The organism is Candidatus Halobonum tyrrellensis G22, assembly GCF_000495475.1.
GTDB classification, from domain to species: domain Archaea; phylum Halobacteriota; class Halobacteria; order Halobacteriales; family Haloferacaceae; genus Halobonum; species Halobonum tyrrellense.
In genome coordinates this window covers 1-26,236 of sequence record NZ_ASGZ01000044.1, presented here as the reverse complement: position 1 = coordinate 26,236, position 26,236 = coordinate 1, and the positions used below count along the sequence as shown (strand labels likewise).

The following is a 26,236-nucleotide window of genomic DNA, read 5'->3' as shown; positions in this document are numbered from 1 at the left end:
AAGGGGCACCGCCGGCCCGGGGAAAAAGCTACCGAGCGGACAGACCGCTACCCGGCCGGGGTTCCGGTCCGCCCGCCGCCGGCGCCGCCCCGGCGGTCGTCGCCCCCGTCGTCCCCGTCGTCCGCGGGGGTGACCCCGCCGAACCCGTCGTCCTCGCCGGACCGGTCGCCGACCCGCCCGCCGGTGCCGCCGCCGGGACCGTCGACCCCGTCGTCGCGGGTCGCGCCGACGCCGCCGTCACCGGAGCCGCCGGGACCGCGCCGGTCGGGCCGGTAGGGACCGAGCAGGTCGAAGGCGTCGTCGAAGCCGGCGAGGGACGCGAGTTCGTACGTGCGGACGTAGGTGGTCGTGAGGATACCCACCGGCAGGAAGACGAACAGGAAGTACAGCAGCGCGAAGACGACGCCGCCCGCGAGCAGGCCGACGCCGGTGCCGGCCATCGGGTTGCCGCCGTGGGTCACCGCCGCGGCCGCCAGCCCCACCACCAGGGCGACGATGCCGACGACGACGGCGCCGAACAGGAACAGCAGCAGCCCGACCAGCCCCACGCCGATGCCGACGAAGAAGTGCATCACCAGGTACACCAGCGTCTGCTTCCACTCGTCGCGCAGGCGGGGCCAGAGCCGCCGCCAGCCGCCGAGGACGCCCGACCCGGTCGCCACCATCACCGGGACGACGAACGTCCGGGTGAACCCGGTGACCAGCCCCGTGACGACCAGCCACGCGGCCGCGAGGACGACCACCGCGACGGTGCCGGCGGTGCCGACGGAGCCGAAGAAGCCAACGAGCGCGTCGAAGCCGTTGAATCCGGGCGGTCCGCCAGCGAACAGTATCAGGAACCCGGCGACCGCGAACGGCAGGAGGCTGACCAGTCCGACGACGAACTCGAAGACGAACAGCCGCAGGCCGTCGCCCACCCGGCTCGCGAACGGTCCGAGCACGCGCACGCGGTCCTCGGCGATGGCGTCGACGAACACGAACTCGAACGTGTAGCTGATGAGCGCCAGTGCGAGGACCAACAGGAGGACGACCACGACGACGACGAGTGCGAGCCCCCCGAGTTCCGGGGTGACCGTCGAGGGGTCGGTGGGAATGGAGGGGGAGGGCTGGGTCGGTCCGGTCGGCCCGGTCGGGACCTGTCCGACGTTCTGGAGGTTGGAGACCTGACCACCGACGCCGCTCCCTCCGACGAAGAAGGTGATGAGCGCGAGCCGCGCCCACCGCCCGAGCGAGAACGGGAAGAGGAACTCCCGACTCGCGTCGAGGGCGTCGTCGATGGCGTCTATCGCGTACCACGACATGTCCCAGTCGAATCCGCACCGGACAATGAAAGTTGCCCTCCGTCGGGCGGCGGGCGTGTACACGGCCGGCGGTCGCGGCGCCCGACCTACGGCCGGTACACCGCCGGCCGGTCGAGCGTCAGCCCGCCCGCCGTCACCTCGTCGGTCGGCCACTCGCCGGTCGACGTGAGCACCTCCACCTCCTCGTCGCGGACGACCGCGGTGTCCTCGCTCTTCGCCCCCTGGACCGTCGGGTTCCACGCGTAGGCGGCGTCGGCCGCCACGGGTCCGTCGTGGCCGGGTTCGGCGAACCACTCCCGGCCGGCGTACCCCGTCGCGCCGCCCTGGTGGTGGTGGCGCCACTCGCCCTCGTACCCCTCGTCGGCGTACGCCTCGCGTATCTCGTCGAACACCTCGCCCGCCGTCCCGCCCTCGCGGGCGACCGACCGCGTGGCCGCGAGCGCGCGCGTCTCGACCCGCTGGGCGGCGGCGTGCCGCTCCGCGAGCCACCCGGGCGGGTCGAACGCGACGGTCCGGGTGAGGCTGGCGTGGAGCCCCGCCCGCCGCGCGGTCAGGACGACGAGCGCGTAGTCGCCCAGCGGCGCGTCGGTCGGCGTCGGGTGACGGTACTCCTGTGCGCGTTCGCTCCCGCCGACGAGGACGACCGGCGCGTCGATGTTCCGGGAGGCGAGGGCGATCCGGACCGCGGCCGCCACCTCGTGTTCGGTGTCGCCGGGTTCGAGCTCCCGACACACCGACTCCAGGGCGACCGCCGCCTCGGTCCCGAGCGCGCGGTAGCGCTCGACGTCGCTGTCGGCCAGTCGGAGGCGGAGCGGCGTCGGGTTCAGCCCGCCGAGCCCGGGAACGTCGAAGTCGGCGGCCGCGGGCGTCGGCGACCGCGCGGCGACCGACTCGGCGAGACCGGCGTCGTACCAGTCGTCGGCGGCGACCGACATCGACAGCCCCGCCGGGAGTTCCTCGGCGGCGATCCGCTCGGCCTCGATGTTGTTCGTGACGACCGTCCAGTCGCCGTCGCCCGCGTAGCCGACCGCGGCGTCGCCGACGTCGGCGGCCGCGTCGACCCAGTTCGACCCGCCGGTCAGCCACGCGAACCCCGCGGGCCGGCCGAACCAGACCGCCTCGTTCCCCGTCTCCGCGAGGTAGTCGTCGAGCCGTGCCTCGCGGTCGTCGATGTCGACGCCGATGTCGGGTGTGACCATACCCGTCGACTCGCCCGCGCGGGCTTTGAATCCACGGGCGGCCCGGGACGGGCAGCCGAGGGGCCACGACGACCGACGGGTGCCGGCGCGTGACCGGCGGCGGGGTCCGAGTCGGCGGGCGGTCGCCGGGTCGGCCGATCCGGACCGAACCCCTCAAGTCGACCGACACTAACGCCGTGATAATGACGACGACGCTCGGGACCGCGAGTGCGGCCCCCGGCGAGTTCGACACCGGTCGGCTGGAGGTCGGCGAGATGCGCGACGGCACGACGGTCGGACTCCCGGTCGCCGTCCTCAACGGCGCGACCGACGGCAAGACGCTGTACGTCCAGGCCGTCAGCGACGGCGACGAACTCAACGGACTCGGCGTGCTCAACCGACTCGTCCCGCAACTCGACCCCGACGAGGTCGCGGGCGAACTGCTGATCGTCGGGGTCGTCAACCTCCACGCGTTCCACGCCGCCCAACACCGCAACCCCATCGACGACACGAAGATGAACCGGGCGTACCCCGGCGACGCCAACGGCACCTCCTCCGAGCGGGTCGCCGCCGCCACGTTCGACGCCGCCAAGCGCGCCGACCTCGTGGTCGACCTCCACCAGGGGTCGACCTCCCGGATGATAAACGAGGTCCGGGTGCGGTGCGGTCCGCGCCACTCGCTCCACCGCGAGTGTCTCGAACTCGCGAAGGCGTTCGGGCTCGGCTACGTCTTAGACCAGAAGGGACCCGACGGCCAACTCGCGCGCGCCGGCCCGGACAACGGCATCCCCACCATCGACCCCGAACTCGGCGGCTGCGTCGGCTGGGACGACGACAGCGTCTCGCTCGGCGTCGAGGGGATGTTCCGCGTGCTCCGCTACTACGGCTTCCTCGACGGCAGCGTCGAGACCGAACTCCAGACGCGCGCGTCGGGGTTCGACCAGTACGGCTCGCCCGCGGGCGGGCTGGTCACGTTCGAACGCGAGTTGGGCGAGCGGGTGGGCGCCGGCGACGCGCTGTTCACCGTCACCGACCCGTTCGGGCAGTTGAAGGGCCGCGTCACCGCCGACAACGACGGCATCTTCTGGCGGACCCGCCGGCTCCCGCAGGTCGCGACCGGCGAGTACGTCTGCTCGGTCGGGACGGACGTGGATTCCTTCTAGCACGAACCGCTTTTAGCGGGGGCCTCCTCGTTCGCGCGCCTCCGGCGCGCTCACTCGTCGACCCCCGCCAAAACCCGTTCATGATCAAAAAACCGCTCGCTCGGTCGCTCACTCCGTTCACTCCCTCGCTCGCGGTAGAACTGCCAGTGGCCTGCATTCGGACGGGCCTCGTCGCTCCGCCCCTCCCGTTCTCCGTCCGCCGGAACCGTCACCTACTGGTCCGTCCGACCCGCCTCCCCGCGTATGAACGAGAGCCCGCCGTCGCTCCGCTGTCCCGACTGCGACCGCACGTACGCCGACCGGTGGCGTTGTGAGTGTGGTCACCCCCTCGACTACGCCGAGACGCCGCTCCCCGACGGCCCCGCGCCCGACCCCGCGGCGTTCGACACCCGGGCGGGGCTGTGGTCGTTCGACGGGTTCCTCCCGGAGGACCCGCTGGCGACGCTCGGCGAGGGGACGACGCCGCTCGTCCGAGCCGAGGGGTGGGACGCGTCGTTCAAACTGGAGTACGTCTTCCCCACGGGGTCGTTCAAGGACCGCGGCGCGACCACGACCGTCTCGCGGGCGGCCGCGCTGGGCGTCGACACGTTGGTCGAGGACTCGTCGGGCAACGCGGGCGCCGCGATAGCGACGTACGCCGCGCGGGCGGGAATCGACGCCGAGATATACGTCCCCGCGTCCGCGAAGGCGTCGAAGCTCCGCGCGATCCGACGGGCGGGCGCGACGCCCGTCCGTATCGAGGGACCGCGGCAGGCGACGACGGACGCGTGCGTCGACGCCGTAGAGGCGGGCGAGGGCTGGTACGCCAGCCACGCGTGGAACCCGGCGTTCCTCGCGGGCACGGCGACGTTCGCCTACGAGACCGCGCTCCAACGCGACTGGGACGTGCCGGACGCGGTGGTGCTCCCGCTCGGTCACGGCACGCTCTTCCTCGGCGCCTACCGGGGGTTCTCCGCGTTGGAGGCGGCGGGCTGGACCGACTCGACCCCGCGGCTGCTCGGCGCGCAGGCCGCCGGGTACGCCCCCGTCGTCGCGGAACTCCGCGGCGAGGAGGCGGCCGCGGGCGACAACGACGCCGCCGACGGGATTCGGATCGCCGAGCCCGTCCGCCGCGAGGAGATACTCGACGCGATAGCCGAGACGGGCGGCGACGCCATCGCGCTCGACGCCGCGAGCGTCGAACGCGAACTCGCGGCCCTCCACGCGGCGGGCTTTTACACCGAGCCCACCTGTGCGGTCGCACCCGCCGCGCTCCGCGCGTACCGCGAGCGCGGGGTGCTCGGCGCCGACGCGGACGTGGTGGTGCCGCTCACGGGCAGCGGACTCAAGACCTGAGTCGGTCGCTCAGCGCTCGGGGTGGGTCGGCGCGTCGAACCCGCCGCGCACCAGCGGCTTGGCGACGTGCCGCCGCGCCGACGGCGGCACCTCGTACCAGCCGAGTTCGAGGTCCCGCTCGACCGGCCGGTCGACCTTGCCGTCGGCGCTCGTCCCGCAGTCGCGACACCGGTAGCCCTGCCCCCGGCCCGCCGACTCCATCGACCGCCCGCAGTCGGGGCACGACGGGACGACCCGCTCGGTGCGCTCCAGCGAGCGGACCGCGAACTTCTCCAGTTTGAGCGCGCCCGTCGCGCCCTCACGCTCCGCGCGTTCGTCGCTCGCGTCCCCGTCCTCACTCTCGTCGCCGTCCTCGCTCCCGCTCGCGTCCCGTCGCCCCACCTCCCCGCAGACGGTCACGCGGTCGCCGGCCCGGAGCGCGCGCACCCGGTCGCGGAAGCGGCCGGTCGGCGCGAACGCGACGCACTCCAGGCGCGCGTCGCCGTCGCCCACCGCGAGGAAGACGTGTCCGCCGCGGCGCGTCTCCGGCGGGTCGACCACCTCGCCGGTCACGCGGTACGCCCGGCCCGCCCGCACGCTCCCGAGTGCCCCGTCGCGGAGGTGGGCGTCGGTCCCCTGGTTCGTCACGAACAGCGCGGTCCGCTCGACGGGTTCCGACGCGACGGCGTCGGCGACGGCGGTCACCGCCTCGGGGTCGTCGCCCCGGATCCCGTGGAGGATGGGGCCGGGCGCGTTCGGGACGCAGACCGCCTCGCCCGTCGCGCGGTCGACGGTGTCCCACGCCGCGGGGTAGCCCGCGTCGGCGGCCGCGAACAGCGAGTCGAGGTCCACCTCCCGGGGCGTGCCGCACCGGTCGAACTCGCGGTAGCTGATCCGCTCGTACGTCCAGTCGCCCGCCTCGCCGCCGAACGCCGCCCACGCGCCCGTCGCCGCGAGCGCGCCGATCCGTCCCCGACCCGGGCGGCCCCCGGCGGTCTCCGCGCCCCACCCGCGCGTCTCGAACCCCGCGTCGGCCGCGAGCGACAGCGCGTCGTCGAGCGTGTGGAAGCCGCGGACCGCGGTCCGGGCGAACGCTCCGACCGCCGGCGGCACCGCCTCCGGCGCGCAGTCGGCGACGACCAACCCGGGGCTGGTCCGGGGGTCGTCGACCTCCGCGTACCGCGCTATCAGGTCCGCCGCGAGGTCGAACGCGCGCGCGGCGTCGAGGTCCGTGTGGAGCGCGAGCGCGGCGTTCCCCCGGGTCTTGTGCTCGACGGCGGGGTTGAGCCTGACGAGCAGTCGACGGGTCACCGCCCCGCCGGCGTCGGCGACGGCCGCCGCGACCAGCGACGCGAGGTAGGTACTGCACATCCCCCGCGTCCGCGAGTCGGTGTCGTCGAGACCGATGACCGTCACGCCCGCCCGGAGGCGGCCCGCCGAAATGTGGCTTTCGCGTCGGGTTTCCCGTATAGTTCTACCGGCCGGTTCGGAATCGAACGGCGTGACGGCGGCGAGGTGAGTCTGCAAGCCGGCGGAACCCATATACGTCTGCGGGCGCTTACGTTATGGTATGTCACGGGAGGCGTTGCTCGGGAACGTGACCGCCATGCTGGAGGACGCGGAGTTCCTCGTCAGCGAGCGGTGTGCGGTCCGCCCGAAGAGCTTCGACCTCGCCGCCCGCCGCGGCGAGGACCTGCTGTTGGTGAAGGTGCTCGGGAACGTCGACGCCTTCGACGGACCGACCGGCGCGGAGATGCGCCGGCTGGGCCGGTACCTCTCGGCGACGCCGCTCGTCGTCGGCCTGCGGACGCGCGACGAGGACCTCAAACCGGGCGTGGTCTACTTCAGACACGGCGTCCCGGCCATCCACCCCGACACGCTGTTCGACCTGCTGGTCGAGGGGGTTCCGCCGCTCATCTACGCCGCGCCCGGAGGGCTGTACGTCAACATCGACGGCTCGCTCGTCCACGAGGAGCGGAGCGAACGCGGGTGGAGCCTCGGCCGCCTCGCGGAGGAACTCGGCGTCTCCCGGCGCACCGTCGCCAAGTACGAGGACGGGATGAACGCCTCCGTCGAGGTGGCCGTGAAACTCGAGGACCTGTTCGACCGGCCGTTCTCCGGCCCGGTCGACGTGTTCGAGGGTGCGCCCGAGGTTCGCGACGCCGACCCGACGCCCGAGGCGCCCGCGGCCGACCCGGACGACGAACACGTCCACGCGGTGCTCGCACGCGCCGGGTTCGTCGTCCACCCGACCGAGCGCGCGCCGTTCACCGCCGTCAGCGAGGAGGCCGACCGCGCGCCCGTCGAGTTCACCCTGCTGTCGGGTCACTCGACGTTCACCGAGACGGCGCGCAAGCGCGCGCGGCTGATGGCGTCCATCGGCCGGGTGACGCGCACCCGCGCGGTGTACTTCACCGACGACGACTCCAAGCCCCGCGACGAGTCCGTCGACGGCACCGCCATCGTCTCGTACGGCGAGGTGGACGACGAGGACGACCCCGAGCGCATCCGCGACCTCATCCGCGACCGCTCGGAGGAGCCGCAGGAGGCGTAGGCGCGTCGCGCGGACCCGCCGACGCTCCCCCGCCGCGGTTTTGCAGTTCAGTTCCTCCGGTCACCAGCCTCGGCGCCGGCCCCGACTCCGTGCCGACCCACTCCGACGGCCGCGGCTCGCGGGTCGAGAGAAGTGAGAACCGGGTCCGCGTCGCGCGGGCCGGGGCTTACGCCGCCGCGCCCGAGCCGTACGTCTCGTCGAGGTAGTCGACGATGTCGTCGCTCTCGGCCATGCCGTCGACGCCGTGCTCCTCGTCGACGAGGACGGGGACGCCGCGCTGACCGCTGACCTCCTCGACTTCGTCGCGTTGGCTCTTGTCGCCTTCGACCATCACCGACTCGTACTCCAAGTCGAGTTCGGAGAGTTTGTCCTTGACTTTCGCACAGTACGGGCAGCCGGCCAGTTCGTAGAGGACGAGGTCTGCCATCTTCACCCGCCAGTAGCGCCCGGTCGTACTTAAACCCGGTCGCGGCTGTGCGGTCGGGGCACAGAGACACCCGACGCGGGGGCGGCGGGGGTCGGCGGACGCGCCTTCCTCTGGCGTGCCACGACGTGTCACACCCGGGGCAGCGCTTTCGTGCGCCGGTCCGACGCTCGGCCGTGTTCCCCGAACGCATCGAGACCGAGCGGCTCCGGCTGGACCGCCACGACGCCGCCGTCGACGCGCTCGCGATGTACGACGGCGCCGGCCGGCGGCGGAGCGACACGGTCGGCGAGGAGACCCGGTTCCTCCAGTGGCGGCCGCACGAACACCCGAAGGAGAGCCACGACGTCACCGAGCGGTTCCGCGAGTCGTGGGAGGACCGGGAGGCGGCGACGTACGCCGTCTTCCCCCGCGAGGGCGAGGACGGTGCGGGCGAGTACGCCGGCAACGCCGGCCTCCACGTCGACTGGGAGAAGCGGACCGGCACGCTCGGGGTCTGGCTCCGCAAGCCGTTCTGGGGGCGGGGCTACTCGGGCGAACGGGCGCTCGCGCTCGCGAGCCTCGCGTTCGACCGACTCGACCTCGAACTCCTGTCGGTCGGCGCGCTCCCGGACAACGACCGGAGCCTGCGCGCCATCGAGAAGTACGTCGACCGACTGGGCGGCCGCCGGGAGGGTCGGCTCCGCAACTGGGTCGTCTCCGACGACGACGACCCGCGGGACATGGTGCGCTTCTCCGTCTCGCGGGCGGAGTACGACGCCTCGGACCCCGACCCCGAGGTGCGGTTCGTCGCGGACCTCCCCGACGGGGAATGACGCGCCGTGAGTGGATCCGCTTCCGACGACCCCGACCCGGCCAGCCTCGACGCGGCCGTCCCCGAGACGTTCGAGACCGAGCGTCCGCGGTTCGAGCCGCGTTCGCCCGCGTACGTCGATATGCGCGAGTGTTAGAGAGGATAGGACTGGGCGGCATGCGTCCATTCACAACAGTTGGGCACTCTTGAGGGATAGTCAACGCACGTACTCTGATACGACCATACCTACTCGATGCAAACCACCCGTTTCATTACACTTGTCTAATAATTCAGAATCGTGGACAGACGAGACTACATTACGCTGACCGGGAGCGCCCTTCTGACGACCGGGCTTGCGGGCTGTTCGGGGGAGACCGACACCGGGGCCGGCAGTGGATCGAACGGCGACGCCGCGGACACGTCAGCCGCCTCTGGCGAGACGACCGCGGCGACCAATTCGCCGACGGCGACGGACACCGAGGCGGCGACGGAGAGCCAGACGCCTACCCCTTCGACGGAGGCGTTCGGCCCCGAGACGTTCAGTGGGGAAGGAACCAGTTCGACCGACGAGTTCCAGTTGGTCAATGCGCCGCTGACCGCCGAGTACACTCACGACGGCGAACAGAACTTCCAGACGACGCTCATCGCGATGGAGGGCGAGTCCTATCAAGACGTCTACCTCACGAACGCCATCGGCTCGGTCGAGGGGTCGAAGGTAGCGAACGTCACTACCACGGGACCGTTCACGATGGACGTCCAAGCGGATGGAGAGTGGGAGATCACACTCGAGCAAACCCCGAATCCCGAGATACAGCCACTCCCCGTCGAGGCGTCCGGGTCGGGACCGACGTATCTCGGTCCCTTCGAGTTCGGCGGCGCGACGCAGTTTCAGGGCTCGCACGATGGCGAGCAGAACTTCATCGTCCAGTCAGTGCCGCTTGACTCGTTCGGCTTCGGCGACATCATCTTCAACGAAATCGGCACCGTCGAAGAGGCGACGACCACCGCCCGCCCCGGTGACATCGCGTATCTCAACGTCGAGGCCGACGGCGACTGGTCGCTCTCGACGAGCGAGTAGCGACTCAGCCTTCCTTTTCGGGACCTCGTCCGTAGCGCTCGCGATTGATCGGACTCAACCGGACCGACGATACGTCGCCGTACTGCGAACGGAAGCTCCTGCCGAACCTCAAGGGCTGGTTGACTGACCTGCCCAAGGAGTACGCGTGCGCGATGTCTCGGCGGACCAGCCGTTGTAGTGAGCTGAGTCGCCGGCCGGACTCCGCGCGCACGCCGCTACAACCTGCGGGCGACCATCTCGCCCCAGTCGTCGAAGCCGTGCCGCTCGTAGAACGCCTTCGCGCGCTGGTTGTCCGAATCCACGTCGAGCACGAGTCGGTCGAGCGGCGTGTCCTGCTCGCGCGCGGCCGCGAGCGCGGCGTCCATCAGGTCGTCCGCGACGCCGGTCCCGCGCGCGTCGGGTTCGACGTACAGTTCGTTCAACACCGCGGCGTCCCAGACGAACGCCATCGACTCGGGGAGGAGGAAGACGTAGCCCGCGAGTTCGTCGCCCGTCTCGTCCCCCCTGCGCTCGCGCGCCGCCACGGAGACGCAGTCGGTCCCCTCGGAGACGCAGTCGTCGACCCACGCGAGCCAGCGCGAGCGGTACTCCTGGTCAAGTTTGGCCTCGTACGCCTCAGCTTTCGCCTCGCCGCCGGTTCCGGCACCCAGCCCCGTCTCGAACCCCCGTTTCAGCTCCCACAGCGCGTCCGCGTCGAACGGCTCGAACGGCCGAACGTCGACGCCGGTGTCGGTCATACTCCGGGGTGGGGCGTCGGGGTGTTGAACCCGCCGGTGGCGGCGAACGTGCGACGGGCCGGCGGTCGTCACTCCGCGCGCGCCGACTGCCGGAACCGGACCGCGAGGGTCGCGGCGCCCGCAAGCACGACCAGGAACTGCCAGCCGGCGGCGACGACCGGGAACACGCGCTCGACGTTGCCGGGTTCGGCGCCGGGCGAGGGGTCGACGCCGGTGCTGTAGTGGAGGTTCTCGGTCGTGCGCGCCGCCTCGGCGGGCACCGAGAGGTCGACGAACGTCTGGACCAGCCCGCGCCGGGTCGACAGCGCCAGCCGGCCGTCCAGCGTGTAGAACTGGTCGTGGAGCGGCCAGAACAGGTTGACGCCGTTGACGACGTAGTCGAGACCGACCCCGGCGACCGCAAAGCCCGCGAGCGCGGTCCACGCGACGGCGGGCGCGGTCGGACCGTAGCGCGCGCGGACCCGCGAGTCGCCGACGCGCGTGTCGTACAGCAGCGCGGCCGCGAGCGCCGCGGGCACCAGCGCGTTGTGGCCGAGCGAGCGGTGCGCGCCGCCGACGACCAGCGACGCGAACGCGTCGAGGTCGGGGAGCGTCGCCGCCAGCAGCACGACCGCGACCGACCGCCGGCCGAACGCCCGCTCGCGGAGCAGGGCGGCGGCGAACAGGCCCGCGAGCGCGACGTGGACCAGCGTCGATGGCACTGGCCGTGAGTCGCCCCGCCAGCACGTGACGTTTTCGCCGTCGCGGGTCGGGCCGCCGTCCCGCGCCGGCGACGGTCGCGCCCCCTCGCCTCGGGTCGCCGCCGTCCGGCCCCCACCGCCGACACGCTTATTCGAGGCGTCGACGGACGGGCGGGCATGGACGCGGGAGCGGCGGGGGGCGACGCCCCGCGCGAGGAGTTGGCGCGGCGCATCGCCGGCGAGATCACGCTGTCGGCCGACCCCGGCGCGACGCTCCGGAAGTGGCGGACCGACTTCGGGGTCTCCCAGACCGAACTCGCGGGGACGATGGACGTCTCCTCGTCGGTCATCTCCGACTACGAGAGCGGCCGGCGCGCCTCGCCGGGAATCGGGCTGGTCTCGCGGGTGGTCGACGCGCTACTCGACATCGACGAGTCGCGCGGCGGCCACCGGATCCGCCAGTACGCCCGCGTGGTGTCGGCGGGGTTCGAGTCGGACATCGTCCGCGACATCCGCGAGTACCGCACCGCGCTGCCCACCTCGCGGGTGTACGAGGCGCTCGACGCGACCGAGATAGCCCCGGGGGAACGCGACACCGTCAACGGCCACACCGTGATCAACTCCATCGAGGCGATCACGTCGCTGTCGAGCGAGGACTTCTACCGCCTGTACGGCCAGTCGACCGACCGCGCGCTCGTGTTCACCGACGTGACCCGCGGGGAGTCGCCGCTGGTCGCGCTCCGGGTGGTGACGCCGACGCCGAACGCGGTGATCCTCCACGGACTCGGTCCCGACGACCTCTGGGAGCACGCGGAGGCGCTCGCGCGCGTCGACGGGTTCGCGCTCGCGGTGTCGACCGCGCCGCTGGAGGAGGCGCTCGACGAGTTGCGGGCGCTGTAATCCGCCCCTCCGGCGACGTTCCGCGGGGTGAGCATCCTCGCGCGGACGGCGCGGACGACACCCCTACCGGTGGTTCTCGACGAGTTCGACGAGTCGCTCGGCGCCGACGAACCCCTCGGCCAACCGGTCCACCTCGCCGTCGGCGTCGAACAGCACGAGCGACGGCACCGACCGGATCGCGTGCTCCTCGACGAGCGACGGGTCGTCCTTCGGGTTCACGGTGAGTATCGGCACGCCGGTCGCGCGCGCGACCGAGTCGAGCACGGGCTCGACGCTCCGACACAGCGTACAGCCGGCGGTGTAGAAGTCGACGAGCACCAGTTCGTCGTCGGCGAGCGCCGCGTCGAGTTCGGCGCGGAACTCGCGGGCGTCGACGTCGCGGGGTCTCGGGGTCGCGGCGGCGTCCGTCTCCATACCCCCGATCCGCGCCCCGTCGGCATGAGGCCGTCACTCGCGTGCGGTCGGCGCGCACACGCGAGCGCGGGGAACCCGACCGGCTCGTCGGCCCGCCCTACTCGACGTAGTCGTACTGTCGCTCGCTCATCCGGCCCCAGCCGGTGTGGACGAACTCGCCGTCGGGCTGGGTGAACGCCTCGATGTCGTCGTTCAGGTCGTGGTTGTGCGAGTCGTGGACCCGCTCGTACTCCTCGTACGAGAGGTCGTACCGCCGGTCGAGCTGTTCGTCGACCGTGAGTGCGGCGACCTCCTCGGCCCAGCCCGGCCGGACCGTCTCGGCGTGCATCTCCGCTTGCGCGCCCGACCCGTACGACCCGACGAGGAGCTTCGACCCCTCGAGGTCGACGTCGTTCTCGAGGGCGTGTTGGAGCGCGGAGGCGCGCGCGACGTGGACCGACCCGGTGTACCAGTTGCCCACCCGCCGCGAGAGCGCGAGCGTCGGCTCGATGGCCGCGCCGTACCACTCGCGGTACGTGTCGGTCCCCGACAGGTCGTCCATGTACCCGCGGATCGCCTCCTCGTACGACTCGCGGTCGTCGAACGCCTCCTCGCGGGGCTGGCGGCCGATCTCCGACGCGAGGTCCTCTTCGATCTCCGTGTCGCGGATCATGTGGCGGTAGCCCAACAGCCCCGCCTTCCGCACCATCCCCGGGAACGGCGTGTGGAACGGGATGTACGCGAAGTCGTCGGGGTGGGTGTCCCACGCGACGCTCTCGAAGTCGGTCAGCGCCTCGCGCATCCGCGCGAGGTACACCTGCATCGAGCGCTTGCCGTCGACGCTCGGGAACTGCTGGTTGGGCTTGAGGAAGTCCGTCTCGTCGGCGCTGCCGTACCCCTGCTCGGGCGAGAGTTCGACCAGCGACGGCTCCTCGGAGATGAGCATCGCCACCGCGCCCCCGCCCTGGGTCGCCTCGCCGGGGTCGCCGCGCGCGTACAGCGCGGTGTCGGTCGCGACCACCAGCGCCGACCGCCCGCGGTGGCGGCCCGCGCGGATCCAGTTGTACGCGTCGTCGATCGACTGGGTGCCCGCCACGCACGCGAACTTCCGCTCGCCCTTGTTGGCGTGGTGGAAGTCGTCGTCGTACACCTGTTCGAGACAGCCCGCGATGTACGTCGAGACGGGCTTGGAGTTGTCGAACGCCGACTCCGTCGCCACGTCGATCCGTCCGATGTCCTCGGGGACGAGCCCCTTCCGGTCCATCAGGCGCTTGGCCGCGTTCGCGCCCATCGTCACGATGTCCTCGTACGTGTCGGGGAACGAGGAGGTCTTCAGCCCCAGCCCCTTGGTGTACTTCTCGGGGTCTTCGCCCTTCGCCGGCGCGAACGTCTCCGGGAGGTCCAAGCTGAGCTTCCCCGTCCAGATCTCGATGGCGTCGATGCCGACGGCAGTCATGCACCGGGGTTCGGGCAACGGGCATATGCCTCTGTCGATGGGGATCACGTCGATCGTCGATCCGAGTCGCCGTCCGCCGCGGCCCGCGGCTCGGGTGTCGTCGCGTCCGGTCACGGTGTCCGACCACGGTGTCCGGGCCGGCTACCGCCGGTGGCGGTCGTCGTCCGGGCGGAGCGGGTCGTCCGGGTAGCGCGGCCGGAGCGCCCACGTCGGGACCGGCTTCTTGTCGTACCTCGACCGGTCCCGGCTGGTACTCGCACGCCGCCACGAGACGTCCAGATGCTGGTCGCCGGTGTTCTCGTAGTACGTCACCCGGATCGCGTGCTCGCCCGCCGAGAGGTCGACCTCCCCGCTCGCCTCCGCCCGCGAGTGGTCGCCCCCGTTGTCGACGACCCGCTCGCCGTCGATGTACAGTCGGCTCCCGTCGTCCGACTCGGTGTAAAAGCGGTACGTCGCCGTCTCCGGAACGGTGAGGTAGGCGGTGTACTCGATGGCGAACTCGTCGTCGCGCTCGCGCGCCGAGAGGTCGAACGCCGGCGCGTAGCCGGTCGCCGTCGGGGTCTCGCTGGCGAAGTCCGGCATGGGGATCGACCCGTAGTCGCCCTCGTAGTACCGGTAGTACGCCCCCTCGACCACTCGGGCGGTCAGTTCGTCGCTCGACTCGACGCTCGCGGCGCGGAGCGTCGTCGTGCCGGCGCCGTTGAGATCCAAATCGCGCGCGAGCCGTCCGTCGCCGTCCGTGTTCCCCTCAGACCCGTCGAACTCCGCGACCGCCCGGTCGCCGGTCGTGAGGTCGACGAACGCCTGCCCGGTCGCCGGGGTCGTCCCGAGGGCCGTCCGCACCTCGTCGCGCCCGGCCGAGCGCCCGACGGTACACTCGTCGGCGGCGCCGTCGCCGTCGGTGTCGACACAGCGGACGCCGCTCCGGGCGTCGAGTGCCGCGGTGTCCCACCGCAAGTCGTACTCGCCCGCCCCGCTTTCCGCCGCCCGCGAGAGCGTCACCTCGACGCGCTCGGCGGGGTCGTCCCCGATCCGGAACGTGACGTTCCGGTCGCCCGACGGCTCGCGGTAGTGGAACGTCGCGCGGCCGTCCGCGCCGGTCGCGACCGACGACTCGACGACCGCTCCGTCGCCGGCCACCCCGACGGTCGCGCCCGAGACGGGGTTGTTGTACGCGTCGCGGACCTCGACGGTGACGCTCCCCGGCGCCGCGGCGGTCGGGCGCGTCTCCCCGACCGGGACGAGGTACGCCGGTCCGGGCGTCTCGGCGCCCGAGCCGACGCCGACCTTCGCCATCCGGAGGTCGTACGTCCGGCTGGCGTTTAACTGGACGACCACCGCCCCCTGTCCGCGGTCGAGCGAGACGTCCCCGCCGACCGCGCCGTCGATTCCCGACCCGTACGCCCGGAGCTGTTCGTTGGAGTAGTAGTCGACGGACTCGACGTTGCCCTCGGCGAGTTCGTCCGCGAGCGTCTCGCGCCACGCCGACTCCGACGCCATCGTCAGCACGTACAGTCGGATGGGGTCGCCGTCGGCGCTCCGGACGGGGACCGTGGTGGTCGAGACGCTCAGCGGCTCGGTTCCCACGCTCTCGACGCCGCCCCGCGAGACGGAGCGCGACCCGTCGAGCGCGACCAGCGTGACCGTCCGCCCGTCGACGAGCGACCCGTCGGTCAGCGGCACCGTCGCGTCGTCGAACCGGTTGTACACCAGCCCGCCCTCGACGACCGTCTCGGGAGGCGAGCGGTACTCGTGGTAGCCGGGCGCGTAGACGAGCGCCTCCGACCCGACGACCCGCCAGTCGCCGTCCCAGTAGTCGCCCGCCTCGCCGGTCGCGCGGGCGTTCTGTATCCCGTACCCGGTCGAGAACGCGCCCGTGGTGCGTAACGACCCCGACGGCGCGGGCGGGTTGACGAACAGCGTCCGCGAGGGGTACCGCGTCCCGAGCGTGACCGCCGTCGACTGCCGCACGCCCGTCGCGGCGGTGCGGAGCGCGGCGTCGTGGACCCGCTGGAGGTCGCCCTGGACCGTCTGGCTGTGGGAGAACTCGATATCCTCGTTCTGCGCCGGCACCACCGTCGACTGGTACGTCGCCATCGAGACGACGAGGAAGCCGAACAGCAGCACCGCGCCTATCTGCGTCGACTGCCCCCGCTCGTCCCCCCACAGACCCATACTCCGAGACGCCGTCGACCGGGGAAAAGGGTAGCGGGGGCGGTATCAGTTCGGAGAACCCGAGTCCGACTCCGTCGCCGACTCCGGCCGCGGTCGCCCGCCTGAGTCGGCGTCCGGTCCCGGCGCCCCCCAGGGGCGAGTCCCCGGGTCGCGAGCGCCGGCACCGGGCGGCTCAGTCGTCCTCTTCCTCGACGACTTCGGGGTCGGCCATCGCCGACTGGAGCGAGTCGAGTCCGTTGACCCACTCGGAGACCAGCCCGTACTCGAGGTCCTCGACGACGTCCATCGGGAGTTCGTCGCCGTCGATGATCCGCGTGCCCGCCTGCACCAGGTAGCCGAGCGCGGCGTCGACGTCCTCGTCGGCTTCGGCGTCGACGGCGGCGTCGACGTACTCCGCGACGGCGGCGTCGTCGGCGGGACCGCCGACCACGTACTCCTCGGCGGCGTAGAACACGCAGACCAGGCTGGTCTGGACGCCGTCGACCAGCATCCGCTTCTCCTCGTCGTCGAACGCGACGTCGTCGAGGACGATCTCGCGGATGTTCGCGATCTCCTCGGCCGTCCGCTCCTGGTCGAGTTTGTCGTCCTCGTACGCCGAGACGATCTTCGCCACCGCGATCGCGGCGTCGTCTTGCAGGTTGAGCAGGAGGCGCGCGGAGTCCTCGTCCTCGGGGTCGAGGCTCTCCTCCCGGAGCCGGTCGAGCCAGTTCTGCCACCGATCTTCGGTGTAGAACGTCTCCTCGGGTTCGCTCATACCCACACCGTCCGGTCCCGTGTTGATAGGCCTTTCTTATCCTTCGACACGCGTGAGAACCGGAGCGACGGTCTCAGCCGAGCGTTCCAACCGTATCGATGCCGTACACCCGCTCGGGCGTGTCAACGTGCGCGCCCCGCACCGCCTCGGCGTGTCCCTCCTCGCGGAGCCACCGGACCCGCCGGGGGACGGTCTTCGGTCCCATCACGGCGCCCGGCCGGTCGGGGTCGTCGACGAAGTCGGTCTCCATCAGGAACGGCTCGCCCGCCGCACAGGCGGTCAGGAGGTCGTCCTTGTCGCACATCACGCTCGGCGTCGGTCCCGCCAGTCGGCCGGCGGCGTAGTGTTTCACCACCCGGTGGGGCTCCAGTCCGGCGTCGTCGGCCCACGCCGCCACCTCGCGCAGGTCCTCGCTCGCCTCGGTGTGGAGTTGGACCGCACAGTCGTGGTCCGCGCCGAGTTCGAACGCCCGGCGCATCACCGCGTTCGAGGCGTCCCACACCGCGTCGGCCACCTCGTAGTGGGGCCGCCCCGACTTGAGCGCGAGCGCGCGGCCGTCGGCGACGTACTCCGCCGCCACCTCCAGCCCGCCGGCCATCAACTCGCGCGCCTCGGCCGGGTCGAACCCCCGGTCGTCGACCAGCCGACTCACCAGCCCGGGGTGGACGCCGAGCACCGGCCACGCGCGCCCCTCCAGGCGGTCGGAGGCGTCGGCCACCACGTCGAGGGTCGTCTCGAACGCCGCGCGGAAGTCGTCGGGGTCGTCCGCCTCCACGCCGAGGTGCCACGACGGCTTGTTGACGACGAGCAGGTGGGTGCCGCCGAGGCGCGCGAAGTCGTCGACGGCGTCCATCCCCCGCCCGCGCTCGGGGTCGAGGTGGAGGTGGTCGTCGAGTACCGGCTGTCCGATGTCGTCGCTCATCCCGTCCCGTCGGACGGGCGGGGGACCCATAACGCGTACGGAGCGCGCCCGATGGGGCGGGGCGGGCGGCCGTCCCGTCGGCGTCCCGCCGAACGCACCAGTCACTCGCCGGGAATCTCCCGTCGAGCGATACATGTACGTATAGTTATATCCCACCCGCGCTTCACTGTGGGTGAGTATGTCTACCGAGAGGCAGTTGCTCCGCCGCTCTCTCGACGCCTTGGAGGACGTCTTCTACGTCTACGACGAGCGGGGGAAACTGGTGGTCTGGAACAGTCGGCTCGGCGACCTGTTCGACCTCACGGACGAGGAACTCGCGGGGATGACGCCCCCGGCGTTCTTCGTGGAGACCGACCGGCCGGCCGTGGAACGCGCCGTGCGGGAGATACTCGCCGAGGGGGAGACGGTGGTGGAGGCGCGCGCGAACACCAGCGAGGGGACCATACGCTTCGAACTCACGGGGCGGAAACTCGCCGGCGACGACGGCGAACTCCTCGGCTTCTGCGGCGTCGGCCGCGACGTGACCGACCGGCGCGACCAGGAGCGACGGCTCGCCGCCCAGAACCACCGGCTCGGGGAGTTCGCCACCCTGCTCGCACACGACCTCCGGAACCCGCTGTCGGTCGCGACGGGGTTCGTCGACCTCTACCGCGAAACGGGCGACGGGACGGCGCTCGACCGGGTGAGCGACGCGCTCGCTCGGATCGACGCCATGGTCGAGGAGATGCTGCTGGTGGCGACGCACGGCCGGGCCGCGACCGACGTCCGGCCGGTCGACCTGGACGTGGTCGCGCGCGACGCCTGGGCGATGGTCGACACCCCCGGGGCGACGCTCGACGTGCGGACCGACGCGACGGTCGACGCCGACGAACCGCGGCTGGGACGCCTGTTCGAGAACCTGTTCCGGAACGCGGTCCAACACGCCGGACCGGACGTGACCGTCACCGTCGCCGCGACCGACGGGGGGTTCGCCGTGACGGACGACGGGCCGGGGGTCGACCCGGCCGACCGCGGCCGCGTGTTCGACTCGGGCGTCTCCGGCGTCGCGGACGGCACCGGGTTCGGGCTGGCCATCGTCCGCGCCGTCGCGGAGTCGCACGGCTGGACCGTCTCGCTCACCGAGGGGTCGGAGGGCGGCGCGCGCTTCGAGTTCGTCGTCTCGCCGTGCGGTGCGGGCGACGTGGAACTCGGGATGTGACGCGGTGGGAGCGGCCGAGCGGAGTCGGTCCCGGAGCGGGGCCGGGGAGTGACCTTCGAAACCACCAACCGCGCCTCGTACCGAGTGAGTAGTCGATGGACTGGACGGAGTAGTCCGTCTAACTGTGTGCATATCGCGGGTACATGCGATACGCTCGCTCTCCGATAGACGAGCTACGGTCGAGACACCGGGGATGGGTAGACCGACGAGTTTCGGGGAATCCTTTTGACGATACCCACCGTACGAGACGGTATGTCAGACGCGACGCTCGACGACCGGGGGCGTCTGACGCTCCCGAAGGAGATGCGAGAGCGGTACGGCGACCGCTACCACGTCGTCGACGTCCACGACGGGATCAAGCTGATCCCGGTCGCGGACGACCCTCTCGACGCGCTTCGAGACGAGTTCGCGGACGTCGAGACGTCGGCGGAAGAACTGCGCGAAGCGGCACGCGACGCGGCGCTGGACGGGGCCGGGCGCTGAATGTACGCCGAGACGGATTTCCTGCTGGCTCTCATCAAGGACGAGGACTGGCTCGGCGAGGCCGCCGAAACGGTGTATCGGAAACACGAAGACGAACTCTGGACGTCCCAGTTCACGCTCATCGAACTGCTGATGGTCGCCTATCGCGAAGACCGAGACGCGGAGCGGGTCGTCACGAACGCGGCGAGACTCGTCGAGGTGCGCGGCGACGTCGATACGGTCGTCGCGGCGGCCACGTACGCCGAAGACCACGGATTCACTCCGTTCGACGCGCTCCACCTCGTCGAGTCCGACGGTGACAGTATCGTCTCCAGCGACGGCGCGTACGAGGGGTACGCCCCGCGCTCGACCTGAACGCGACCGAGGAGTGACGCGGGACGAACGTGTCCGGCGAACTCGCGGGTCGGGGGCACCGACGAGTGACCCTTCGAAACCACTAACCGCGCCTCCCGCCTCCCTCCGACGATGACCGACTGGACGGAGAAGTACCGCCCGCGCTCGCTCGCGGAACTCCGCGGCAACGACAAGGCGGTCGACGCGTTCCGCGAGTGGGCGGAGTCGTGGGACGACCACCGCGAGGCGGTCGTGCTCCACGGCTCTCCCGGGGTCGGCAAGACCTCGGCGGCGCACGCGCTCGCGGCCGACATGGGGTGGGAGACGGTCGAACTCAACGCCTCCGACCAGCGGACCGCCGACGTGATCGAGCGGTACGCGGGCCGGGCGGCGAACAACGCCACCCTCGGCGGGTCGAGCGGCGCCGACGACACCGGCGGCCGACAGCTGATCGTGATGGACGAGGCGGACAACATCCACGGCAACTACGACCGCGGCGGCGCGGGCGCGGTCACCTCGCTCGTGAAGGACGCGGGCCAGCCCATCGTCCTGATCGCCAACGAGTACTACGACATGTCCCGCGGCCTGCGCAACGCGACCCGCGAGATCGAGTTCCGCGACGTGGGCAAGCGCTCGATCGTCCCGGTGCTCCGCGACCTCTGCCGGAAGGAGGGGATCGAGTTCGACGCCGACGCCTTAGAGCGGATCGCCGAGCGGAACGCGGGCGACCTCCGCGGCGCGGTCAACGACCTGCAAGCCGTCGCGGACGGCCGCGACCGGGTCGAACTGGAGGACGTGGTGACGGGCGACCGCGACCGCTCGATGGGGATCTTCCCGTTCCTCGATCTCGCGCTCAAGGAGGCCGACTCCGCCCGCGAGGTGCTCCACTCCAGTTACGACGTCGACGAGACGCCCGACGACCTCACCAAGTGGCTGGAGGACAACATGCTGAAGGTGTACGACCGGGACGAGGCGGTCCACGCGTACGACCACCTCGCGGACGCGGACGTGTGGCTGGGCCGCGTCAGGGCGACGCAGGACTACTCCTACTGGCGGTACGCGGGCGACAACCTCGCGGGCGTCGCCGCCGCCCGCGAGGGGACGAAGGGCGGGTGGACGCGGTGGGGCCGCCCGCAGTTCTACCACTCGTCGTCGAAGACGGCCGACCACGTCGTCCGGAAACTGGCGACCGCGGGCGGCGTCTCGATGACGACCGCCCGGCGGGAGCTGTTGCCGTTCCTCGCGGCGATGACCCACCACTGCAAGCCGCGCGACTTCACCGTCCGGATGGCGGCCGCCTACGACCTCGACGAGTCGCACGTCTCGTTCGTCACCGGGTCGGGCGAGACCACCAACAAGGTGGAGTCGGTCGTCGCCGACGCGGCGGCGATGCGCGAGGAACTCGTCGAGGAGCACGCGGGCGGCGCGTTCGCGGGCACCCCTGCGGCTGCGGACGACGGCGAGACCGACGGCGATAGCGAGACGGACGACGGGAGCGTGAACACCGACGCGGACGACGGGAGCGCGGACGCGGACGGCGGACCCGACGAGGCCGCCGACGAGCGAGCGGCGGGCGTCGACGGCGAGGAGGGCGACGACAGCCAGACGAGTTTCAGCGACTTCTGACCCGCCGGCCACCAGCCTGCCGCCAACTCGGCAGTCAGCTTTACACGACACCCGGGCGACCCGGAAACTAACGGGGCGCGGCCACCGCGTCCGGTACGCTCACCATGTCTGATACAGCCATCGGCTACACCCTGTCGAGCGAGGAGTTCGGTCCGAACGAGTTGGTGGATATCGCGCGAAGCGCCGAGGAGGCGGGCTTCGAGTTCCTCTCGGCGGCCGACCACGTCCACCCGTGGCTCGTCGAACAGGGGCAGTCGCCGTTCGTCTGGGGGACGCTCGGCGGCGTCGCGGAGGCGACCGACGAGGTCGACCTCGGCGTCGGCGTCTCCGCGCCCGCGTTCCGGATGCACCCGGTCATCACCGCCCAGGCGGTCGCCACCGCCGCCGCGATGGTCCCCGACCGCGACTTCTACTTCGGCGTCGGCACCGGTGAGAACCTCAACGAACACGTCTCGGGGCAGCGCTGGCCCGAGATGGAGGTCCGCATGGAGATGCTCGAAGAGTGCGTCGAGGTGATCCGGAAGCTCTGGACCGGCCGGAACGTCAGCCACCACGGCGAGCACTACACGGTCGAGAACGCGAAACTGTTCACGCTCCCCGACGAACTCCCCGAGATCTGTCTGTCGGCGTTCGGCGAGAAGGCCGCGGAGTACGGCGCCGACCACGCCGACGGCTTCTGGACCACCGGCCCGCAGGGCGACCTGCTCGACGTTCACGGCGAGGCCGGCGGACCCGCCCCCGACGACGGCCCGGCGATAACGCAGATCTCGGTGTGTTACGCCGACTCCGAGGCGGAGGCGGTGTCGACCGCCCACGAGAACTGGCGGCAGGGGTCGCTCCCGGGCGAACTCAACCAGGAACTGCCGACGCCCGTCCACTTCGAGCAGGCGAGCCGGATGATATCCGAAGACGACATCCGCGAGGGGAGCACCGTCACGTCCCGGGACCCCGACGACCACATCGAGTCGATCCAGGAGTGTATCGACGCCGGGTTCGACCACGTGTACGTCCACCAGATCGGTGACGAGCAGGGGAAGGCGATCGACTTCTACGAGGCGGAGGTCCTGCCGTCGTTCCAGTGAGCGGGTCGAACACCGGGTGGTAGCTCCTCGCCGCGACGCGTCGGTTTTTACCCGCCGTCCGCGAACGACGAGGCACAACCATGCGCGCAGCCGTCCTCCGCGAGTACGGGGAGCCGCTCGACGTGACCGACGTGCCCGACCCCGAGGCCGACCCTCACGGCGTCGTCGTCGACGTCGAGGCGTGCGGCATCTGCCGGTCGGACTGGCACTCGTGGCAGGGGCACGGCCAGTGGGCCGACGATCAGGTCCCCCTCGACTTCGTGCTCGGGCACGAACCCGCCGGCACCGTGGTCGAGGTGGGCGAACGCGTCGAGTCGGTCCGGGAGGGCGACCGCGTGGCCGTCCCGTTCAACCTGGGGTGTGGCGCCTGCGGCGAGTGTCTCAACGGCCACGGCAACACGTGTCTCGACGGTCGGGCGCTCGGGTTCGAGCGCGACGCGCCCGGCGCGTTCGCGGAGCGGGTTCACGTCCCGCGCGCGGACTACAACGCGATGCCGCTCCCCGACGGGGTGGCCGCCCGCGACGTGGCGGCGCTCGGCTGTCGGTTCATGACCGCGTTCCACGGGCTCGCACACCGCGCGGACCTCGCGGCGGGCGAGTGGGTCGCGGTCCACGGCTGCGGCGGGGTCGGTCTCTCGGCGGTCCACGTCGCCGACGCCCTCGGCGCGCGGGTGGTCGCCGTCGACATCGCCGACGGGAAACTCGACCGCGCGGCCGCCGCGGGCGCGGACGCGACGGTCAACAGCCGCGAGGAGGAGCCGGTGGCGGCCATCGAGGCGGTCACGGGCGGCGGCGCCGACGTGTCGATGGACGCGCTCGGCCGCGCGGAGACGTGCCGCAACTCGGTCGACTGCCTCCGCCAGCGGGGCCGACACGTCCAGGTCGGGCTGACCACCGACGCCGAGAAGGGCGAGGTGTCGCTCCCCACCGACACCATGACCCGGTGGGAGGTGGAGTTCCTCGGCGCGCGCGGGATGCCGCCGACCCGGTACGACGAACTCCTCGGGCTGTTGGAGGCGGGAGAGCTCTCGCCGGGGTCGCTGGTCGGCCGCGAGGTGGGACTCGACGCGGTGCCCGACCGCCTGGCCGCCATGACCGACTACGAGACCGACGGCGTCGAAGTGCTGACGTTCTAGTTCCGCGTTCCGAGCGGCTCCCGCGTCGGCCGTCGGGTTCGCCCGCGTCGACCCGCGCTGTGGTGCGGGCCGCCGCACCGATTCGGGGGCCGCCGCATTGACCCGAGGGGTTCAGTCGTCCGTCGACCCGTACACGGGGGTTGCGCCGGGACCGTCCTCGCGCCGGAGCGCCCAGCCGACGCCCGCGACGAGGGCGACGGCGCCGGCGACGACCACCGCGTTCACCAGCCGCACGGTCGGGCTGTAGTACACCAGGTCGCGCCCGAGCAGCATCGCCACGAACAGCAGCGCGCCCGCGAGCGCCGTCGCGGGGCGGAACCGGCCGCCGTGGTCGTCGGCCACGTCGCCGAGCCACCGGGTCGCGCCCGTGAGCGCGCCGAACCCCGCGAGCGAGACGCCGTAGAAGGCGGCCTGCGCCCACGGCGCGTAATCTAACAGCGGCGGGAGCCGCGAGAACACCACGCTCGCGAGCAGGCACGCCAGCGCGACGCCGAGCGCCGCGCGCGTCCGCGTCAGCGGGTCGCGGCCGTACCGGCCCTCGTACGACAGCAGCGCGGTGTACGCAAGCAGCGCGAAGATGCCGAACCCGGTGACGAAGTGGGCGGCGTGGACGGGCATCGAGTAACCCCCCGGGAGCCGGCCGTTGAACGTCACCGTGACCGCGCCGAAGACCGCCTGCAGCGGCGTGAGCACCGTCGCGCCAGCCGCGGCCCACCGCGTCCGCTTCGGCTTGTCCGCCCGCCACGCCCACACCGCGACGCCGAGGATGAGAAAGCCCGTCACCATCGCCCACAGCCGGTGGAACCACTCGATGAACGAGGGGACGGTCTGCGGGAGCACGCCGCCGTCACACAGCGGCCACTGCTGTGAGCAGGCCAGCCCGGACCCGGTCGCGGCGGTGTAGACGCCCAGCATCACCAGCGTGAGCGTCATGCCCGTCGTGAACGCCGCGTACCGTCGAAAGGTGAATCGACCCCGATCGGCTCCGCGTGTCATCGGTGGATCTGGGTATCGCTCGCACTTAGAACGCGCGATCGCGGACCGACCGACTCACCGGAAGGGCGGCGGCCGGTCGCGCCCGCTCGGGTCGACCCGACCGAACTCACACCGCCCGCGAGTACACCACCGTCGGGTGCGACTCGCCGCCGATGTCGTGGCTCGCCGTCCCCGTCCGCTCGAACCCGCGGGCCTCGTAGAACCGCCGGCCCACCTCGTTCCCCTCGAGCATCTCCAGCCGGAGGGTGTCGACGGAGTCGGGGAGGGCGTCGAGCACTCGCTCTAACAGCGCGGTGCCGACGCCCTCGCCCCACCAGTCCGGGTCGACGTAGACGGCCTTGAGGTCGGCCTCGCCCTCGCCGACGAACGCCTTCGTCCCCGCATCGCCCCAGCGCACGTCGGCGTAGCCGCGGACGGTTTCGTCGTCGCTCCCGTCGCGCCGTTCGACGGCGACGAACACGCCCCGGCGGTTGGCGGCGAGTCCCTCGTGCCACCCGTCGACCGCCTCCTCGTCCGGGTCGGGGTCCAGTCGGTCGAGCACCGCGGCGGGCACCAGCCCCTCGTAGGCGTCGCGCCACGCGAGCGCGTTCACCCGGGCGATACCGCGGGCGTCCGCGCGGCCCTCGTACCTGCGAACGTCCATGCCCGACGGCCGCGGACGACCGGCAAAGGGGTTGCTATCCGACAGATCCGGAACCGCTATGTCCTCCCGACGGGACCGCGACCCGTGTCTCTCCTCTTCCGTCTCGGCCTGCTCGCGCTCCTGTTCGGCTGGTTCCTCGCGGACGTGTCGACGGGCGTCGTCGCCGAGGGCGGCGTCGCGCTCGCCATCCTCGGGGTCCTCGTCGGACTGGTCGGCGTGCTCTCGCCCGCGTCGAGACCGGCACCGGACGCGGAGTGACGGCGCTCGGCTCCGACCCGCCCGACGGTTTATCAGCGATGGGGCGACCACCCGCCCCATGTCCGACGACCCGACGGTCGAGACGGCGGCGCTCGCGGAGCGACTCGCGGCGGTCGAACGCGCGGTGGGCGACGGGGCTGCCGCCCCGGCCGACCCGGACGACGCCGCCGACGTGGAGGCGCGCCTCGCGGAGGTGGAGTCGACGCTCGCCGCGCTCGACGACCGCGTGAGCGAACTGGAGGCGGCGACGCAGGCGCTCCGCGGCTACGTCGGCGGCGTCCGCGCGGTCAACCGCGACGTGGAGCGGCGCGCCGACCTCGCGCTCGCGCGCACGGAGGAACTCGTAGACTCGGCGGACACGAACCCGGAGCGGGACGCGTCCGCCGCGCCTGCCGCGCCTGCCGCGCCCGCCGCGGACCCGCCGGACGACCCCGACGCGTTCGACGCGCTGACGCCCGACGACGGGACGCTCGCGGCGGCAAGTGACGGGACGACGGGGGGAGACGACGGGGAGGCGGCACGCGGCGACGACGAGGCGGGGTCGACGCCCGCCGGCATCGCCGAACGCCTCCGCGACGCGCTGTGATCCGCGTCGTCCTCGCGGCCGCGCTCGCGGTCGCCCTGCTGGGCGCGTCGCTCCCGGCGGTCGCGGACGCCCG

General features: G+C 72.0%; 28 protein-coding genes. 15 read left to right on the top strand and 13 right to left on the bottom strand.

Annotated features, from left to right (window positions below; all coding sequences use genetic code 11):
• Positions 1-47: 47 nt before the first annotated feature.
• Positions 48-1,301 carry a DUF7544 domain-containing protein gene (locus K933_RS12225; protein WP_023395046.1) on the bottom strand — a complete coding sequence of 418 codons (1,254 nt, stop codon included), beginning with the start codon at positions 1,299-1,301 and terminating at the stop codon, positions 48-50.
• An 86-nt stretch (positions 1,302-1,387) separates the two neighbouring features.
• Positions 1,388-2,500, bottom strand: a complete 1,113-nt coding sequence (locus K933_RS12220) for a M24 family metallopeptidase (RefSeq protein WP_023395045.1) — start codon at positions 2,498-2,500, stop codon at positions 1,388-1,390.
• Between the two features lie 182 nt (positions 2,501-2,682).
• Here K933_RS12220 and K933_RS12215 point away from each other — a divergent pair, with 182 nt between their 5' ends.
• Positions 2,683-3,642, top strand: coding sequence for a succinylglutamate desuccinylase/aspartoacylase family protein (locus K933_RS12215; protein WP_049947842.1), 960 nt, complete (start codon positions 2,683-2,685; stop codon positions 3,640-3,642).
• Positions 3,643-3,885: 243 nt separating this feature from the next.
• The gene (locus K933_RS12210) at positions 3,886-4,977 is read left to right on the top strand and encodes a pyridoxal-phosphate dependent enzyme (protein ID WP_023395043.1); all 1,092 of its coding nucleotides are present in this window, start codon (positions 3,886-3,888) and stop codon (positions 4,975-4,977) included.
• A 9-nt stretch (positions 4,978-4,986) separates the two neighbouring features.
• Here K933_RS12210 and K933_RS12205 read toward each other — a convergent pair whose 3' ends face one another.
• On the bottom strand, positions 4,987-6,372 hold the full coding sequence (locus K933_RS12205; protein WP_023395042.1) for a tRNA(Ile)(2)-agmatinylcytidine synthase: 1,386 nt from the start codon (positions 6,370-6,372) through the stop codon (positions 4,987-4,989).
• A 154-nt stretch (positions 6,373-6,526) separates the two neighbouring features.
• On the opposite strand from K933_RS12205, the gene K933_RS12200 reads away from it, so the two are divergent.
• On the top strand, positions 6,527-7,510 hold the full coding sequence (locus K933_RS12200; protein ID WP_023395041.1) for a transcriptional regulator: 984 nt from the start codon (positions 6,527-6,529) through the stop codon (positions 7,508-7,510).
• 166 nt (positions 7,511-7,676) lie between these two features.
• Here K933_RS12200 and K933_RS12195 read toward each other — a convergent pair whose 3' ends face one another.
• Positions 7,677-7,937 carry a glutaredoxin family protein gene (locus tag K933_RS12195; protein ID WP_023395040.1) on the bottom strand — a complete coding sequence of 87 codons (261 nt, stop codon included), beginning with the start codon at positions 7,935-7,937 and terminating at the stop codon, positions 7,677-7,679.
• 173 nt (positions 7,938-8,110) lie between these two features.
• On the opposite strand from K933_RS12195, the gene K933_RS12190 reads away from it, so the two are divergent.
• From K933_RS12190 to K933_RS12185, 3 genes are all read left to right on the top strand, one after another.
• Positions 8,111-8,749, top strand: coding sequence for a GNAT family N-acetyltransferase (locus tag K933_RS12190; RefSeq protein WP_023395039.1), 639 nt, complete (start codon positions 8,111-8,113; stop codon positions 8,747-8,749).
• 6 nt (positions 8,750-8,755) lie between these two features.
• Positions 8,756-8,884 (top strand): hypothetical protein, encoded by a 129-nt coding sequence (locus tag K933_RS19255; RefSeq protein ID WP_268744629.1) that lies wholly within the window; start codon positions 8,756-8,758, stop codon positions 8,882-8,884.
• 141 nt (positions 8,885-9,025) lie between these two features.
• Positions 9,026-9,805, top strand: coding sequence for a cell surface glycoprotein (locus K933_RS12185; RefSeq protein WP_023395038.1), 780 nt, complete (start codon positions 9,026-9,028; stop codon positions 9,803-9,805).
• A 215-nt stretch (positions 9,806-10,020) separates the two neighbouring features.
• Here the strand turns inward: K933_RS12185 and K933_RS12180 are convergent, their stop codons facing one another.
• Both K933_RS12180 and K933_RS12175 read right to left on the bottom strand, forming a co-directional pair.
• Complete coding sequence (locus K933_RS12180) at positions 10,021-10,542, bottom strand: GNAT family N-acetyltransferase (RefSeq protein ID WP_023395037.1); 522 nt, start codon at positions 10,540-10,542, stop codon at positions 10,021-10,023.
• Positions 10,543-10,610: 68 nt separating this feature from the next.
• Positions 10,611-11,243 carry a metal-dependent hydrolase gene (locus tag K933_RS12175; protein ID WP_023395036.1) on the bottom strand — a complete coding sequence of 211 codons (633 nt, stop codon included), beginning with the start codon at positions 11,241-11,243 and terminating at the stop codon, positions 10,611-10,613.
• A gap of 156 nt (positions 11,244-11,399) precedes the next feature.
• On the opposite strand from K933_RS12175, the gene K933_RS12170 reads away from it, so the two are divergent.
• Complete coding sequence (locus tag K933_RS12170) at positions 11,400-12,122, top strand: helix-turn-helix domain-containing protein (protein WP_023395035.1); 723 nt, start codon at positions 11,400-11,402, stop codon at positions 12,120-12,122.
• Positions 12,123-12,185: 63 nt separating this feature from the next.
• Here K933_RS12170 and K933_RS12165 read toward each other — a convergent pair whose 3' ends face one another.
• The 5 genes from K933_RS12165 to K933_RS12145 all read right to left on the bottom strand — a co-directional run bounded on the left by K933_RS12165 (position 12,186) and on the right by K933_RS12145 (position 17,822).
• The gene (locus K933_RS12165) at positions 12,186-12,536 is read right to left on the bottom strand and encodes a thioredoxin family protein (protein WP_023395034.1); all 351 of its coding nucleotides are present in this window, start codon (positions 12,534-12,536) and stop codon (positions 12,186-12,188) included.
• A gap of 97 nt (positions 12,537-12,633) precedes the next feature.
• Positions 12,634-13,971 (bottom strand): hydroxymethylglutaryl-CoA synthase, encoded by a 1,338-nt coding sequence (hmgB, locus tag K933_RS12160; protein ID WP_023395033.1) that lies wholly within the window; start codon positions 13,969-13,971, stop codon positions 12,634-12,636.
• A gap of 141 nt (positions 13,972-14,112) precedes the next feature.
• The gene (locus K933_RS12155) at positions 14,113-16,146 is read right to left on the bottom strand and encodes a PA14 domain-containing protein (RefSeq protein ID WP_023395032.1); all 2,034 of its coding nucleotides are present in this window, start codon (positions 16,144-16,146) and stop codon (positions 14,113-14,115) included.
• A gap of 172 nt (positions 16,147-16,318) precedes the next feature.
• A complete protein-coding gene (locus K933_RS12150; protein WP_023395031.1) occupies positions 16,319-16,900 on the bottom strand; it encodes a DUF2150 family protein in 582 nt (193 codons plus the stop codon).
• Positions 16,901-16,973: 73 nt separating this feature from the next.
• Positions 16,974-17,822, bottom strand: coding sequence for a TatD family hydrolase (locus K933_RS12145; protein WP_049947841.1), 849 nt, complete (start codon positions 17,820-17,822; stop codon positions 16,974-16,976).
• A gap of 178 nt (positions 17,823-18,000) precedes the next feature.
• On the opposite strand from K933_RS12145, the gene K933_RS12140 reads away from it, so the two are divergent.
• From K933_RS12140 to K933_RS12115, 6 genes are all read left to right on the top strand, one after another.
• Positions 18,001-19,020, top strand: coding sequence for a PAS domain-containing sensor histidine kinase (locus K933_RS12140; RefSeq protein WP_049947840.1), 1,020 nt, complete (start codon positions 18,001-18,003; stop codon positions 19,018-19,020).
• 252 nt (positions 19,021-19,272) lie between these two features.
• Complete coding sequence (locus tag K933_RS12135) at positions 19,273-19,503, top strand: AbrB/MazE/SpoVT family DNA-binding domain-containing protein (protein WP_023395028.1); 231 nt, start codon at positions 19,273-19,275, stop codon at positions 19,501-19,503.
• On the top strand, positions 19,504-19,857 hold the full coding sequence (locus K933_RS12130; RefSeq protein WP_023395027.1) for a type II toxin-antitoxin system VapC family toxin: 354 nt from the start codon (positions 19,504-19,506) through the stop codon (positions 19,855-19,857). It abuts the gene before it with no gap.
• A 111-nt stretch (positions 19,858-19,968) separates the two neighbouring features.
• Positions 19,969-21,462, top strand: coding sequence for a replication factor C large subunit (locus tag K933_RS12125; RefSeq protein ID WP_023395026.1), 1,494 nt, complete (start codon positions 19,969-19,971; stop codon positions 21,460-21,462).
• Positions 21,463-21,566: 104 nt separating this feature from the next.
• Positions 21,567-22,544: a TIGR03557 family F420-dependent LLM class oxidoreductase gene (locus K933_RS12120; protein WP_023395025.1), complete on the top strand. Its 978-nt coding sequence runs from the start codon at positions 21,567-21,569 to the stop codon at positions 22,542-22,544.
• A gap of 80 nt (positions 22,545-22,624) precedes the next feature.
• Positions 22,625-23,680 carry an alcohol dehydrogenase catalytic domain-containing protein gene (locus K933_RS12115; protein ID WP_023395024.1) on the top strand — a complete coding sequence of 352 codons (1,056 nt, stop codon included), beginning with the start codon at positions 22,625-22,627 and terminating at the stop codon, positions 23,678-23,680.
• Between the two features lie 111 nt (positions 23,681-23,791).
• Here the strand turns inward: K933_RS12115 and K933_RS12110 are convergent, their stop codons facing one another.
• Positions 23,792-24,676, bottom strand: coding sequence for a COX15/CtaA family protein (locus K933_RS12110; RefSeq protein ID WP_049947839.1), 885 nt, complete (start codon positions 24,674-24,676; stop codon positions 23,792-23,794).
• Between the two features lie 106 nt (positions 24,677-24,782).
• Positions 24,783-25,319 (bottom strand): GNAT family N-acetyltransferase, encoded by a 537-nt coding sequence (locus K933_RS12105; protein ID WP_023395022.1) that lies wholly within the window; start codon positions 25,317-25,319, stop codon positions 24,783-24,785.
• Positions 25,320-25,403: 84 nt separating this feature from the next.
• Here K933_RS12105 and K933_RS18415 point away from each other — a divergent pair, with 84 nt between their 5' ends.
• Both K933_RS18415 and K933_RS18760 read left to right on the top strand, forming a co-directional pair.
• On the top strand, positions 25,404-25,577 hold the full coding sequence (locus tag K933_RS18415; RefSeq protein WP_161631423.1) for a hypothetical protein: 174 nt from the start codon (positions 25,404-25,406) through the stop codon (positions 25,575-25,577).
• 58 nt (positions 25,578-25,635) lie between these two features.
• Positions 25,636-26,163 (top strand): DUF7310 family coiled-coil domain-containing protein, encoded by a 528-nt coding sequence (locus K933_RS18760; protein ID WP_023395021.1) that lies wholly within the window; start codon positions 25,636-25,638, stop codon positions 26,161-26,163.
• Positions 26,164-26,236 lie beyond the last annotated feature (73 nt).

Coding starts and splice junctions, on each gene's coding strand:
- K933_RS12180 (WP_023395037.1), bottom strand. CDS start 10,542: ATGACCGACACCGGCGTCGACGTTCGGCCGTTCGAGCCGTTCGACGCG.
- K933_RS12140 (WP_049947840.1), top strand. CDS start 18,001: ATGTCTACCGAGAGGCAGTTGCTCCGCCGCTCTCTCGACGCCTTGGAG.
- K933_RS12220 (WP_023395045.1), bottom strand. CDS start 2,500: ATGGTCACACCCGACATCGGCGTCGACATCGACGACCGCGAGGCACGG.
- K933_RS12155 (WP_023395032.1), bottom strand. CDS start 16,146: ATGGGTCTGTGGGGGGACGAGCGGGGGCAGTCGACGCAGATAGGCGCG.
- K933_RS12135 (WP_023395028.1), top strand. CDS start 19,273: ATGTCAGACGCGACGCTCGACGACCGGGGGCGTCTGACGCTCCCGAAG.
- K933_RS12210 (WP_023395043.1), top strand. CDS start 3,886: ATGAACGAGAGCCCGCCGTCGCTCCGCTGTCCCGACTGCGACCGCACG.
- hmgB (WP_023395033.1), bottom strand. CDS start 13,971: ATGACTGCCGTCGGCATCGACGCCATCGAGATCTGGACGGGGAAGCTC.
- K933_RS12105 (WP_023395022.1), bottom strand. CDS start 25,319: ATGGACGTTCGCAGGTACGAGGGCCGCGCGGACGCCCGCGGTATCGCC.
- K933_RS12200 (WP_023395041.1), top strand. CDS start 6,527: ATGTCACGGGAGGCGTTGCTCGGGAACGTGACCGCCATGCTGGAGGAC.
- K933_RS12125 (WP_023395026.1), top strand. CDS start 19,969: ATGACCGACTGGACGGAGAAGTACCGCCCGCGCTCGCTCGCGGAACTC.
- K933_RS18760 (WP_023395021.1), top strand. CDS start 25,636: ATGTCCGACGACCCGACGGTCGAGACGGCGGCGCTCGCGGAGCGACTC.
- K933_RS12170 (WP_023395035.1), top strand. CDS start 11,400: ATGGACGCGGGAGCGGCGGGGGGCGACGCCCCGCGCGAGGAGTTGGCG.
- K933_RS12195 (WP_023395040.1), bottom strand. CDS start 7,937: ATGGCAGACCTCGTCCTCTACGAACTGGCCGGCTGCCCGTACTGTGCG.
- K933_RS12115 (WP_023395024.1), top strand. CDS start 22,625: ATGCGCGCAGCCGTCCTCCGCGAGTACGGGGAGCCGCTCGACGTGACC.
- K933_RS12225 (WP_023395046.1), bottom strand. CDS start 1,301: ATGTCGTGGTACGCGATAGACGCCATCGACGACGCCCTCGACGCGAGT.
- K933_RS12130 (WP_023395027.1), top strand. CDS start 19,504: ATGTACGCCGAGACGGATTTCCTGCTGGCTCTCATCAAGGACGAGGAC.
- K933_RS12145 (WP_049947841.1), bottom strand. CDS start 17,822: ATGAGCGACGACATCGGACAGCCGGTACTCGACGACCACCTCCACCTC.
- K933_RS12110 (WP_049947839.1), bottom strand. CDS start 24,676: ATGACACGCGGAGCCGATCGGGGTCGATTCACCTTTCGACGGTACGCG.
- K933_RS12120 (WP_023395025.1), top strand. CDS start 21,567: ATGTCTGATACAGCCATCGGCTACACCCTGTCGAGCGAGGAGTTCGGT.
- K933_RS12150 (WP_023395031.1), bottom strand. CDS start 16,900: ATGAGCGAACCCGAGGAGACGTTCTACACCGAAGATCGGTGGCAGAAC.
- K933_RS12215 (WP_049947842.1), top strand. CDS start 2,683: ATGACGACGACGCTCGGGACCGCGAGTGCGGCCCCCGGCGAGTTCGAC.
- K933_RS12165 (WP_023395034.1), bottom strand. CDS start 12,536: ATGGAGACGGACGCCGCCGCGACCCCGAGACCCCGCGACGTCGACGCC.